Annotated in this window: 9 protein-coding genes and 1 tRNA gene; all 10 read right to left on the bottom strand. The window is 58.2% G+C overall.

Going from position 1 to position 13,167, the window contains the following annotated elements; translation table 11 throughout:
* Positions 1 to 162: 162 nt before the first annotated feature.
* Positions 163 to 4,362, bottom strand: coding sequence for a DNA-directed RNA polymerase subunit beta' (gene rpoC / locus CR917_RS01380; protein ID WP_054916698.1), 4,200 nt, complete (start codon positions 4,360 to 4,362; stop codon positions 163 to 165).
* Positions 4,363 to 4,426: 64 nt separating this feature from the next.
* Entirely contained in the window at positions 4,427 to 8,500 is a 4,074-nt protein-coding gene (gene rpoB / locus CR917_RS01375) for a DNA-directed RNA polymerase subunit beta (protein ID WP_043861935.1), read from the bottom strand.
* A 219-nt stretch (positions 8,501 to 8,719) separates the two neighbouring features.
* Positions 8,720 to 9,085, bottom strand: coding sequence for a 50S ribosomal protein L7/L12 (gene rplL, locus CR917_RS01370; protein ID WP_043861936.1), 366 nt, complete (start codon positions 9,083 to 9,085; stop codon positions 8,720 to 8,722).
* A 78-nt stretch (positions 9,086 to 9,163) separates the two neighbouring features.
* A complete protein-coding gene (gene rplJ / locus CR917_RS01365) occupies positions 9,164 to 9,664 on the bottom strand; it encodes a 50S ribosomal protein L10 (protein WP_043861937.1) in 501 nt (166 codons plus the stop codon).
* A 200-nt stretch (positions 9,665 to 9,864) separates the two neighbouring features.
* Positions 9,865 to 10,560, bottom strand: coding sequence for a 50S ribosomal protein L1 (rplA, locus tag CR917_RS01360; RefSeq protein ID WP_043861938.1), 696 nt, complete (start codon positions 10,558 to 10,560; stop codon positions 9,865 to 9,867).
* The gene (rplK, locus tag CR917_RS01355) at positions 10,560 to 10,991 is read right to left on the bottom strand and encodes a 50S ribosomal protein L11 (protein WP_028944937.1); all 432 of its coding nucleotides are present in this window, start codon (positions 10,989 to 10,991) and stop codon (positions 10,560 to 10,562) included. Before rplK ends, rplA begins: the two co-directional genes overlap by 1 nt.
* Before the next feature lie 119 nt (positions 10,992 to 11,110).
* On the bottom strand, positions 11,111 to 11,644 hold the full coding sequence (gene nusG, locus CR917_RS01350) for a transcription termination/antitermination protein NusG (protein ID WP_043861939.1): 534 nt from the start codon (positions 11,642 to 11,644) through the stop codon (positions 11,111 to 11,113).
* A gap of 9 nt (positions 11,645 to 11,653) precedes the next feature.
* Positions 11,654 to 12,022 (bottom strand): preprotein translocase subunit SecE, encoded by a 369-nt coding sequence (gene secE, locus CR917_RS01345; RefSeq protein WP_043861940.1) that lies wholly within the window; start codon positions 12,020 to 12,022, stop codon positions 11,654 to 11,656.
* Positions 12,023 to 12,067: 45 nt separating this feature from the next.
* Positions 12,068 to 12,143, bottom strand: a tRNA-Trp gene (locus CR917_RS01340).
* A gap of 53 nt (positions 12,144 to 12,196) precedes the next feature.
* Positions 12,197 to 13,167: elongation factor Tu (locus CR917_RS01335; RefSeq protein ID WP_256589591.1), on the bottom strand; the 971-nt coding region annotated here is incomplete at its 5' end.

Genomic DNA, 13,167 nt, shown 5'->3' with positions numbered 1-13,167 from the left:
AGAAAAGCAAAATGGCAGGACGAAGTCCCACCAAATTTAGGGGTACAAGAGTCTAAAGAGGATCTTGCCCCTCGTCAAGGCAAGGCCCCGACATCCCCCACCCTCCCCTTCGCAACAGATTATGTCGCGAAGATCGGGTGAGGGCCGCCAGGGCCCTACGCTTTAGTTGCCGCTGGAGTTCAGCGCTTCGGTCAGTGCAGCTTCCACTTCACTGGCGCTAACACGCAACGGCTTGTCGGCATCACGGCGACGCTTGCGCTCGCTGTGGTAGGCCAGACCGGTACCGGCCGGGATCAGACGACCCACGACCACGTTTTCTTTCAGGCCGCGCAGGTAGTCGCGCTTGCCGGTTACCGCCGCTTCGGTCAGTACGCGGGTGGTTTCCTGGAAGGAAGCCGCCGAGATGAACGATTCGGTGGACAGCGAGGCCTTGGTGATACCCAGCAGTACACGAGTGAACTTGGAGACAAACTTGTCTTCCGCGCCAAGGCGCTCGTTCTCTACCAGTACCTGGGTCAGTTCCATCTGGTCGCCCTTGATGAAGCTGGAGTCACCCGACTCGGCAATCTCGACCTTACGCAGCATCTGACGCAGGATGGTCTCGATGTGCTTGTCGTTGATCTTCACGCCTTGCAGACGGTAAACGTCCTGGATCTCGTTGACGATGTACTTGGCCAGCGCGCTAACACCCAGCAGACGCAGGATGTCGTGCGGATCGCTAGGACCGTCCGAGATGACTTCGCCGCGGTTCACTTGTTCGCCTTCGAAGACGTTCAGGTGACGCCACTTCGGAATCAGCTCTTCGTACGGATCGCTGCCATCGTTCGGGGTGATGACCAGACGGCGCTTGCCCTTGGTCTCTTTACCGAAGGCGATGGTACCGCTGACTTCAGCCAGAATCGAGGCTTCTTTCGGACGGCGCGCTTCGAACAGGTCGGCAACGCGCGGCAGACCACCGGTGATGTCACGGGTCTTGGACGTTTCTTGCGGGATACGCGCGATAACGTCACCAACACCGATCTGTGCACCGTCAGCCACACCGACCAGGGCGTTGGCTGGCAGGAAGTACTGAGCCGGTACGTCGGTACCTGGCAACAGCAGATCCTTGCCGCTGGCGTCGACCATCTTGATTGCAGGACGGATTTCCTTGCCTGCAGCCGGACGGTCTTTGACGTCCAGAACCTCGATGTTGGTCAGGCCGGTCAATTCGTCGGTCTGACGCTTGATCGTGATGCCTTCTTCCATGCCCACGAAGGTCACGGTACCTTTCATTTCGGTAACGATCGGGTGGGTGTGCGGGTCCCACTTGGCGACGATGGCGCCAGCGTCGACCTTGTCGCCTTCCTTCACCGAAATCACGGCGCCGTAAGGCAGCTTGTAACGCTCGCGCTCACGACCGAACTCGTCGGCAATCGCCAACTCGCCGGAACGCGATACGGCAACCAGGTTGCCGTCGGCACGCTCAACCTGCTTGAGGTTGTGCAGACGAACCATACCGCCGTTCTTCACCTGGACGCTGTCGGCAGCCGAGGTACGGCTTGCAGCACCACCGATGTGGAACGTACGCATGGTCAGCTGGGTACCCGGCTCACCGATCGACTGTGCAGCGATAACGCCGACAGCTTCACCGATGTTCACCTGGTGACCGCGAGCCAGGTCGCGACCGTAGCACTTGGCGCAGATGCCGTAGCGGGTTTCGCAGCTGATCGGCGAACGCACGATCACTTCGTCGATGCTGTTCAGCTCGATGAACTCGACCCACTTCTCGTCGACCAGGGTACCGGCCGGAACGATGACGTCGTCGGTGCCAGGCTTGAACACGTCACGGGCGATTACACGACCCAGTACGCGCTCACCCAGCGGCTCTACAACGTCGCCGCCTTCGATGTGCGGGGTCATGACCAGACCCTGCTCGGTGCCACAGTCGATCTCGGTAACCACCAGATCCTGCGCCACGTCTACCAGACGACGGGTCAGGTAACCGGAGTTCGCGGTTTTCAACGCGGTATCCGCAAGACCCTTACGCGCACCGTGAGTCGAGATGAAGTACTGCAGTACGCTCAGACCTTCGCGGAAGTTCGCGGTGATCGGCGTCTCGATGATCGAGCCGTCCGGCTTGGCCATCAGACCACGCATACCGGCCAACTGACGAATCTGAGCTGCCGAACCCCGGGCACCGGAGTCAGCCATCATGTACATCGAGTTGAAGGACTCCTGCTCGACTTCGTTGCCTTCGCGGTCGATGACCTTCTCTTTCGAGAGGTTGGCCATCATCGCCTTGGACACTTCGTCGTTCGCCTTGGACCACAGGTCGATGACCTTGTTGTACTTCTCGCCCTGGGTTACCAGGCCGGAGGCGTACTGGCTCTCGATCTCTTTCACTTCGTCGGTGGCAGCACCGATGATGCGGGCTTTTTCATCCGGGATAACGAAGTCGTTAACACCGATGGAAACGCCGGAGATGGTCGAGTAGGCAAAACCGGTGTACATCAGCTGGTCAGCGAAGATGACGGTCTCTTTCAGACCAACCACGCGGTAGCACTGGTTGATCAGCTTGGAGATCGCCTTTTTCTTCATCGGCTGGTTGACCACGTCGTACGACAGACCTGGCGGTACAACCTGGAACAGCAGTGCACGGCCGACAGTGGTGTCGACGATGCGGGTGTTCTTGACGCTGCCGCCATCACGATCGTTCACGGTTTCGTTGATACGAACCTTGATCTTGGCGTGCAGGGCCGCTTCGCCGGCGCGGAATACGCGGTCGACTTCCTGCAGGTCGGCGAATACGCGACCTTCGCCCTTGGCATTGATGGCTTCGCGGGTCATGTAGTACAGACCCAGTACAACGTCCTGCGAAGGAACGATGATCGGCTCACCGTTGGCTGGCGACAGGATGTTGTTGGTCGACATCATCAGCGCGCGCGCTTCGAGCTGGGCTTCCAGCGTCAGCGGCACGTGCACGGCCATCTGGTCACCGTCGAAGTCGGCGTTGTACGCGGCACAGACCAGCGGGTGCAGCTGGATGGCCTTGCCTTCGATCAGTACCGGCTCGAACGCCTGGATACCCAGACGGTGAAGGGTCGGTGCACGGTTGAGCAGTACGGGGTGTTCGCGAATCACTTCGGCAAGAACGTCCCACACCTCTGGCAACTCGCGCTCGACCATCTTCTTGGCAGCCTTGATGGTGGTCGCCAGACCACGCATTTCCAGCTTGCCGAAAATGAACGGCTTGAACAGCTCGAGGGCCATTTTCTTCGGCAGACCGCACTGGTGCAGACGCAGGGTCGGACCTACGGTAATTACCGAACGACCCGAGTAGTCAACGCGCTTACCGAGCAGGTTCTGACGGAAACGACCTTGCTTACCCTTGATCATGTCGGCCAGGGATTTCAGAGGACGCTTGTTCGAGCCGGTGATGGCGCGGCCGCGACGGCCGTTGTCGAGCAGTGCGTCGACCGCTTCCTGCAGCATGCGCTTTTCGTTGCGCACGATGATGTCAGGCGCAGACAGGTCGAGCAGGCGCTTCAGACGGTTGTTACGGTTGATCACCCGACGGTACAGGTCGTTCAGGTCGGAGGTCGCGAAACGACCGCCATCCAGCGGAACCAGTGGACGCAGGTCTGGCGGCAGAACCGGCAGAACGGTCAGGACCATCCACTCAGGCAGGTTGCCCGAGCCCTGGAAGGCCTCCATCAGCTTCAGTCGCTTGGACAGCTTCTTGATCTTGGTTTCCGAGTTGGTCTGCGGAATCTCTTCGCGCAGGCGGCCAATCTCGTGCTCCAGGTCGATAGCGTGCAGCAGTTCGCGGACGGCCTCGGCACCCATGCGGGCGTCGAAGTCATCGCCGAACTCTTCCAGCGCCTCGAAGTACTGCTCGTCGTTCAGCAGCTGGCCTTTTTCCAGGGTGGTCATGCCCGGGTCGATAACGACATAGCTCTCGAAATAGAGAACGCGTTCGATATCACGCAGGGTCATGTCCATCAGCAGGCCGATACGCGACGGCAGCGACTTCAGGAACCAGATGTGGGCAACAGGCGAGGCCAGCTCGATGTGCGCCATGCGCTCACGACGAACTTTTGCCAGCGCGACTTCAACACCGCACTTCTCGCAGATCACGCCACGGTGCTTCAGGCGCTTGTACTTGCCGCACAGGCACTCGTAGTCCTTGACTGGGCCAAAGATCTTGGCGCAGAACAGGCCGTCACGCTCAGGCTTGAACGTACGGTAGTTGATGGTTTCCGGCTTTTTTACTTCACCGAACGACCACGAACGGATCATCTCAGGCGAGGCCAATCCGATACGGATGGCGTCGAACTCTTCGACTTGACCCTGGTTTTTCAGCAAATTCAGTAGGTCTTTCAAGGCCTTTCCTCCTGGCGGAGCAGGGAGCGGGCTTTTCAGCCGCGCTCCCGATTCGCGTCACGTGTTATTCGGTTTCCAGATCGATATCGATACCGAGCGAACGAATCTCTTTGATCAACACGTTGAAGGACTCGGGCATGCCCGGCTCCATACGGTGATCGCCGTCCACGATGTTCTTGTACATCTTGGTCCGACCGTTCACATCGTCCGACTTCACTGTGAGCATTTCTTGCAGGGTGTATGCCGCGCCGTATGCTTCCAGCGCCCACACTTCCATCTCCCCGAAACGCTGACCACCGAACTGCGCCTTACCACCCAGCGGCTGCTGGGTAACCAGGCTGTAAGAACCAGTGGAACGCGCGTGCATCTTGTCGTCCACCAAGTGGTTCAGCTTGAGCATGTACATGTAACCAACGGTCACTGGACGCTCGAACTTGTTGCCGGTACGACCGTCGAACAGCTGCATCTGACCGCTTTCCGGCATGTCTGCCAGTTTCAGCATGGCCTTGATTTCGCTTTCCTTGGCACCGTCGAAGACTGGAGTGGCCATTGGCACACCGCCTTTGAGGTTCTTCGCCAGGTCGAGGATTTCCTGGTCGGAGAAGTCTTCCAGGCTTTCCTGACGACCACCGATCTCGTTGTAGATCTCGGTGAGGAACTTGCGCAGCTCGATGACCTTGCGCTGCTCTTCGAGCATGCGGTTGATCTTCTCGCCCAGGCCCTTGGCCGCCAGGCCCAGGTGGGTTTCGAGGATCTGACCGACGTTCATACGCGAAGGTACACCCAACGGGTTGAGTACCACGTCCACCGGCGTACCGTTGGCGTCGTGCGGCATGTCTTCGACCGGCATGATCACGGAGACCACACCCTTGTTACCGTGACGACCGGCCATCTTGTCGCCCGGCTGGATGCGACGACGGATTGCCAGGTAGACCTTGACGATCTTCAGTACGCCCGGTGCCAGGTCATCGCCCTGCTGCAGCTTGCGCTTCTTGTCTTCGAACTTGTCGTCCAGCAGACGGCGACGATCAACGATGTAGGCCTGGGCCTTCTCGAGTTGCTCGTTCAGCGCGTCTTCGGCCATGCGCAGTTTGAACCACTGGCCGTGCTCCAGACCGTCCAGCACTTCGTTGGAGATGACCGAACCTTTCTTCAGGCCGGCACCACCTTCGACGACCTGACCGTTCAGGGCGCTGCGCAGACGTTCGAAGGTTGCGCCTTCAACGATGCGGAACTCTTCGTTCAGGTCCTTGCGGATCTCGTCCAGCTGCATCTTCTCGATGGACAGCGCACGGCTGTCGCGCTCGACGCCATCGCGAGTGAAGACCTGTACGTCGATGACAGTACCCTTGGTGCCGGTCGGCACACGCAGGGAGGTGTCTTTGACGTCGCTGGCCTTCTCGCCGAAGATCGCACGCAGCAGTTTTTCTTCTGGCGTCAGCTGGGTCTCGCCTTTTGGCGTGACCTTGCCGACCAGAATGTCGCCAGCGCCGACTTCAGCACCCACGTAGACGATACCGGCTTCGTCCAGCTTGTTCAGCGCAGCCTCACCCACGTTCGGGATGTCCGCGGTGATTTCCTCTGGGCCAAGCTTGGTGTCACGGGCCACACAGGTCAGTTCCTGGATGTGGATCGTGGTGAAGCGATCTTCCTGAACCACACGCTCGGACAGGCAGATGGAGTCTTCGAAGTTGAAGCCGTTCCACGCCATGAACGCGATGCGCATGTTCTGACCCAGAGCCAGCTCACCCATGTCGGTGGACGGGCCGTCGGCCATGATGTCGCTACGCTGAACCACATCACCCTTGCTCACCAGCGGACGCTGGTTGATGCAGGTGTTCTGGTTCGAGCGGGTGTACTTGGTCAGGTTGTAGATATCGACACCAGCTTCGCCGGTTTCAACTTCGTCATCTGCAACACGCACCACGATACGGCTGGCGTCAACGGAATCGATCACACCGCCACGACGAGCCACGACGCAAACGCCGGAGTCACGCGCAACGTTGCGCTCCATGCCGGTACCTACCAGCGGTTTGTCGGCGCGCAGAGTCGGTACAGCCTGACGCTGCATGTTCGAACCCATCAACGCACGGTTGGCGTCGTCGTGCTCGAGGAACGGAATCAACGATGCGGCAACAGAAACTACCTGCTTTGGCGAAACGTCCATCAGGGTGACGTCTTCCGGCGCCTTGACGGTGAATTCGTTCAGGTGACGGACCGCTACCAGTTCGTCGATCAGTTGCTTCTTCGCGTCCATCGTGGCCGAAGCCTGTGCGATGACGTGATCAGCTTCTTCGATCGCCGACAGGAACACGATGTCGTCGGTAACCACACCCTCTTTCACCACGCGGTACGGGCTCTCGAGGAAGCCGTACTGGTTGGTGCGGGCATAGGCCGCCAGGGAGTTGATCAGACCGATGTTCGGACCTTCAGGGGTCTCGATCGGGCACACGCGGCCGTAGTGGGTCGGGTGTACGTCACGGACTTCGAAGCCTGCGCGCTCACGGGTCAGACCACCAGGGCCGAGTGCCGAGACACGACGCTTGTGGGTGATCTCGGACAGCGGGTTGTTCTGGTCCATGAACTGGGACAGCTGGCTCGAACCGAAGAACTCCTTCACCGCCGCCGCTACCGGCTTGGCGTTGATCAGGTCTTGCGGCATCAGGCCTTCGCTTTCAGCCATGGACAGACGCTCTTTGACCGCGCGCTCTACACGCACCAGGCCAACGCGGAACTGGTTCTCGGCCATTTCGCCGACACAGCGCACGCGACGGTTACCCAGGTGGTCGATGTCGTCGACGATGCCTTTGCCGTTACGGATGTCGACCAGGGTCTTGAGGACCTCGACGATATCTTCCTTGCTCAGCACGCCCGAACCTTCGATTTCGGTACGACCGATACGACGGTTGAACTTCATGCGACCAACAGCCGACAGGTCGTAACGCTCGGCGCTGAAGAACAGGTTGTTGAACAGGGTCTCTGCGGCATCCTTGGTTGGCGGCTCGCCAGGACGCATCATGCGATAGATCTCGACCAGCGCTTCCAGTTGGTTGCTGGTGGAGTCGATCTTCAGGGTATCCGAGATGAACGGACCGCAGTCGATGTCGTTGGTGTACAGGGTCTCGATGCGAACGACCTGAGCCTTGGCGATCTTCACCAGTGCTTCGGTGGTCAGCTCGGTGTTGCATTCGGCCAGGATTTCACCGGTAGCCGGGTGCACGATCGCCTTGGCGGTGGTGCGGCCCAGAACGTATTCCAGCGGCACGTCCAGGGATTTGACACCAGCCTTTTCCAGCTGGTTGATGTGGCGAGCGGTAATACGACGACCCTGCTCGACAATCACCTTGCCGCTGTCGTCATGGATGTCCATGACCGCGATTTCACCACGCAGGCGTTGTGGCACCAGTTCCAGGCTGAGCTTTTCGCCCGCCACGTGGAATACGTTGGTGGTGTAGAACGCGTTCAGCACTTCTTCGGTGGTGTAGCCCAGCGCGCGCAGCAGTACGGAAGCCGGCAGCTTGCGACGACGGTCGATACGGACGAATACACAGTCTTTCGGATCGAATTCGAAGTCCAGCCACGAGCCGCGGTAAGGAATGATCCGCGCCGAGTACAGCAGCTTGCCCGAGCTGTGCGTCTTGCCACGGTCGTGGTCGAAGAACACGCCTGGCGAGCGGTGCAGCTGGGAAACGATAACACGCTCGGTACCGTTGATTACGAAGGTACCGTTTTCAGTCATCAGGGGGATTTCACCCATGTAGACTTCTTGCTCTTTGATGTCCTTGATCGCTTTGTTCGACGATTCTTTGTCGAAAATGATCAGGCGGACTTTCACGCGCAGCGGTACCGCGTAGGTTACCCCGCGCAGTACGCATTCTTTGACATCAAAGGCCGGTTCGCCCAGACGATAGCCAACGTACTCCAGGGCAGCATTGCCGGAGTAGCTGATGATCGGGAAAACCGATTTGAAGGCCGCATGCAGGCCCACGTCGCGGAACTGATCTTTAGTCGCTCCCGCCTGCAAGAATTCACGATACGAATCCAGCTGGATGGCCAGGAGGTAAGGCACATCCATGACGTCCGGCAACTTGCTAAAGTCCTTGCGGATACGTTTTTTCTCAGTGTATGAGTAAGCCATCAGCGTTCCCCAGCTTGGTCACCTGCTTGTTTGGCTTCTCCCGACGGGAGCAGCCAGAAAATCGTGCAAACCCCATGGTTTGCGCCACCGTCATCGGTGGTTACCGCTCGTCATCGGCGCCGACCTGATCGGCTGCCAATAACGGAAAAAGGCCGGTGGCAAAAGCCACCAGCCATCAGCCTTTCGCTTGTCGCTCGGGCTGGAGACGCACAGTCGAAATTACTTCAGTTCGACGGTAGCGCCTGCTGCTTCCAGGTCAGCCTTGGCTTTGTCAGCGGCTTCTTTCGAAACGCCTTCAGCAACGACTTGAGGAGCGGTATCAACCTTTTCCTTGGCTTCTTTCAGGCCCAGGCCGGTCAGTTCACGAACAGCCTTGATCACGTTTACTTTCTTGTCGCCAGCGGCAACCAGAACAACGTTGAACTCGGTTTGTTCTTCAACAACGGCAGCGGCAGCAGCTGGGCCAGCAGCGGCAACAGCAGCGGTAACGCCGAAGGTTTCTTCCATTGCTTTGATCAGCTCAACAACTTCCAGAACGGTTTTCTGGCCGATTGCTTCGATGATTTGCTCGTTAGTCAGAGACATGACTTAAATCCTGTATTGGGGTGACAGCCTACGCAGCCATCAAATTAAACGTATGATTTCGAAAGGGCTTGCGGTGCCTTAGGCAGCAGCAGCTTCTTTCTGGTCGCGAACGGCTGCCAGAGTACGAGCCAGCTTGCTGGTCGCGCCTTGGATCACGCTCATCAGCTTCGCAATGGCCTCGTCGCGGGTCGGCAGGGAAGCCAACACGTCGATCTGGTTTGCGGCAAGGAACTTGCCGTCGAACGCAGCTGCCTTGATCTCGAACTTGCTCTGACCCTTGGCGAACTCAGCGAACAGACGAGCAGCAGCGCCCGGGTGTTCGTTGGAGAACGCGATCAGGGTAGGGCCGGTGAACACGTCGTTGAGGACACTGAATTCAGTGTCGGCAACAGCGCGCTTGAGCAGGGTGTTACGTACAACACGTACGTAAACGCCAGCTTCACGAGCCTCTTTACGGAGTCCGGTCATTGCGCCTACAGTCACACCACGGGCATCAGCCACGACAGCGGACAGAGCGACTTTGGCAGCCTCGTTGACTTCAGCGACGATGGCCTTCTTGTCTTCGAGTTTAATTGCCACGGGTAAAACTCCTGCTTGTTACCGTTTCATCCAGCCGAAGCCGAATGTCGTTTTGGTGTCTGACTCGGTAAGGAATCAGGGGCACCATCTGCGTAGGCTTGAGGTTTAAGGCTTGCGCCGCCTACGGTCTTGGATAGCCCCCGCCAGGCAGGGACCCCAATTTTTGCTGACGGGCGCAATTGCTCGCGCCCATCGCGGTCTTACGCGTTCAGGGAACCTTGATCGATTACCAGACCTGGGCCCATGGTGGTGCTCAGGGTAACGCGCTTGACGTAGATACCTTTCGAGGAAGCTGGCTTGATACGCTTCAGATCAGCGATCAGGGCTTCAACGTTTTCCTTCAGCTTGACGGCTTCAAAGCCGATCTTGCCAACGGAAGTGTGGATGATGCCGTTTTTGTCGGTACGGTAGCGAACCTGACCAGCCTTGGCGTTTTTGACCGCGGTGGCTACGTCTGGAGTTACGGTGCCAACTTTAGGGTTAGGCATCAGGCCGCGAGGACCCAGAACCTGACCCAGCTGACCTACAACACGCATTGCGTCCGGGGAGGCAATAACGACGTCATAGTTCAGGTCGCCGCCTTTCATTTCGGCAGCCAGATCGTCCATGCCTACACGGTCAGCGCCGGCAGCCAGAGCGGCCTCGGCAGCTGGACCCTGGGTGAACACGGCAACACGTACGGTCTTGCCAGTGCCGTGTGGCAGCACGGTAGCGCTACGAACGACCTGGTCGGATTTACGTGGGTCAACGCCCAGGTTAACGGCTACGTCGAAGGACTCGCTGAACTTCACGGTAGACAGTTCGGCCAGCAGCACTGCTGCTTCTTCGAAGTTGTAGACTTTGCCCGCTTCGATTTTCGAAGCGATAGCCTTTTGGCGCTTGGTCAGCTTAGCCATTACACACCCTCCACGTTGAGGCCCATGCTGCGAGCGGAACCGGCGATGGTACGCACGGCCGCTTCCATGTCAGCAGCGGTCAGATCAGCATTTTTGGTTTTTGCGATCTCTTCCAGCTGAGCACGGGTCACAGTACCGACTTTGACGGTGTTCGGACGCGCAGAACCGCTGGTCAGGCCAGCTGCTTTCTTCAGCAGAACCGAAGCAGGGGTGCTTTTGGTTTCGAAAGTGAAGCTACGGTCACTGTATACAGTGATGATCACAGGAGTCGGCAGGCCGGCTTCTTGACCCTGGGTACGGGCGTTGAAGGCCTTGCAGAATTCCATGATGTTCACACCGTGTTGACCCAGTGCTGGGCCGACGGGTGGACTTGGGTTGGCCTGGCCGGCCTTTACTTGCAGCTTGATGTAAGCCTGAATCTTCTTAGCCATGAGCTACTCCAATATCGGGTACAAGCGCCAGAAGGCTCCCCGGATTACTTGCGTTTTATCCCAGTGACGACAAAACCCCGCAGCACATAGGGCTGCGGGGTATGGGATGCGTCGTTCTGCTAGACCTTTTCGACCTGGCTGAACTCAAGCTCCACCGGAGTAGAGCGACCGAAGATGAGCACCGCTACCTGGAGCCGGCTCTTCTCGTAGTTAACCTCTTCGACCGTGCCGTTGAAATCAGCAAACGGACCGTCTACAACACGAACCACTTCACCTGGCTCGAACAGCGTTTTCGGCTTCGGCTTGTCGCTGCCATCGGCAACGCGACGCAGAATGGCCTCGGCTTCTTTATCGGTGATGGGTGCAGGCTTGTCTGCGGTACCACCAATGAAGCCCATGACACGAGGGGTGTCCTTGACCAAGTGCCAAGTCCCTTCGTTCATGTCCATCTGAACCAGCACGTAGCCCGGGAAGAACTTACGCTCGCTTTTGCGCTTCTGGCCATTGCGCATTTCAACCACTTCTTCAGTGGGGACCAGAATCTCGCCGAAGCCATCTTCCATGCCAGCCAGCTTTACGCGCTCGATGAGCGAGCGCATCACATGCTTCTCGTAACCCGAGTAAGCATGCACAACATACCAACGCTTAGCCACAGGACACCCTTAGCCAACAATCAAGGAAATCAACCAGCCGAGCAGGGAATCGAGCCCCCACAACAGCAGCGCCATGACCAGGACAACAGCCACCACAATAAGGGTGGTCTGCATGGTCTCTTGGCGGGTTGGCCATACGACTTTACGAATCTCGGTGCGAGCTTCCTTTGCCAGCGCAAAGAACGACCTGCCCTTTGCAGTCTGCAAGGCAACAAAGCCAGCAACAGCAGCAAGAGCGAGGAGTGCAATAACGCGATACAGAATCGGCGAAGCGGAGTAATATTGATTTCCGACCACGCCTACCACCACCAAAGCGACAACAGCCAGCCACTTGAGCAGATCAAAACGAGAGTCTTGGGCTTCAGACTTGGGAGTCATCTAGGAGGATCCTGTGAAAAGAAAGCCAGACACACAAGGTGAATCTGGCAGGTCAGGAGGGAATCGAACCCCCAACCTACGGTTTTGGAGACCGTCGCTCTGCCAATTGAGCTACTGACCTAAAAGCTTATCAGGCCGACCATTATGCCGGCCTGATCGAGAGAAATCAACTACTTATTCAATAACCTTTGCTACTACACCCGCACCGACGGTACGACCGCCCTCACGGATAGCGAAGCGCAGACCGTCTTCCATCGCGATGGTCTTGATCAGAGTGACAGTCATCTGGATGTTGTCACCTGGCATTACCATTTCAACGCCTTCTGGCAGCTCGCAGTTACCAGTCACGTCAGTAGTACGGAAGTAGAACTGTGGACGGTAGCCTTTGAAGAACGGAGTGTGACGGCCGCCTTCTTCCTTGCTCAGAACATAGACTTCTGCGGTGAACTTGGTGTGCGGTTTGACCGAACCCGGCTTGACCAGAACCTGGCCACGCTCAACGTCGTCACGCTTGGTGCCGCGCAGCAGCACGCCGCAGTTCTCGCCAGCACGACCTTCGTCCAGCAGCTTGCGGAACATCTCAACACCGGTGCAGGTGGTGGTGGTGGTGTCACGCAGACCAACGATTTCCAGGGCGTCTTGAACGCGGACGATGCCACGCTCGATACGACCGGTAACAACGGTACCACGACCCGAGATCGAGAATACGTCTTCGATTGGCATCAGGAACGGCTTGTCGATAGCGCGCTCAGGCTCTGGAATGTAGCTATCCAGGGTTTCGACCAGACGCTTGACAGCGGTGGTGCCCATTTCGTTATCGTCTTTGCCTTCCAGCGCCATACGAGCCGAACCAATGATGATCGGGGTATCGTCGCCTGGGAAATCATAGGTGGACAGCAGGTCGCGAACTTCCATCTCGACCAGCTCCAGCAGCTCAGCGTCGTCTACCAGGTCAGCCTTGTTCAGGAAGACCACGATGTACGGAACGCCAACCTGACGGGACAGCAGGATGTGCTCACGGGTTTGNGCGGTGGCGATCATGGGCGGGCTGATCGTGGCCACGGCGTTGACGCTGCTGTTCCTGCCGGCGAAGGGCCCTAGAGGGCGCCGAAGACCTTCTTGGCCAGGCTGGTAGCCGCGGCCGC

The sequence above is a fragment of the Pseudomonas sp. BRM28 genome (assembly GCF_002939405.1).
Taxonomy (GTDB): domain Bacteria; phylum Pseudomonadota; class Gammaproteobacteria; order Pseudomonadales; family Pseudomonadaceae; genus Aquipseudomonas; species Aquipseudomonas palmensis.
Note: the sequence above shows the minus strand (reverse complement) of the source record. Positions and strands in the feature narration are given on the sequence as shown.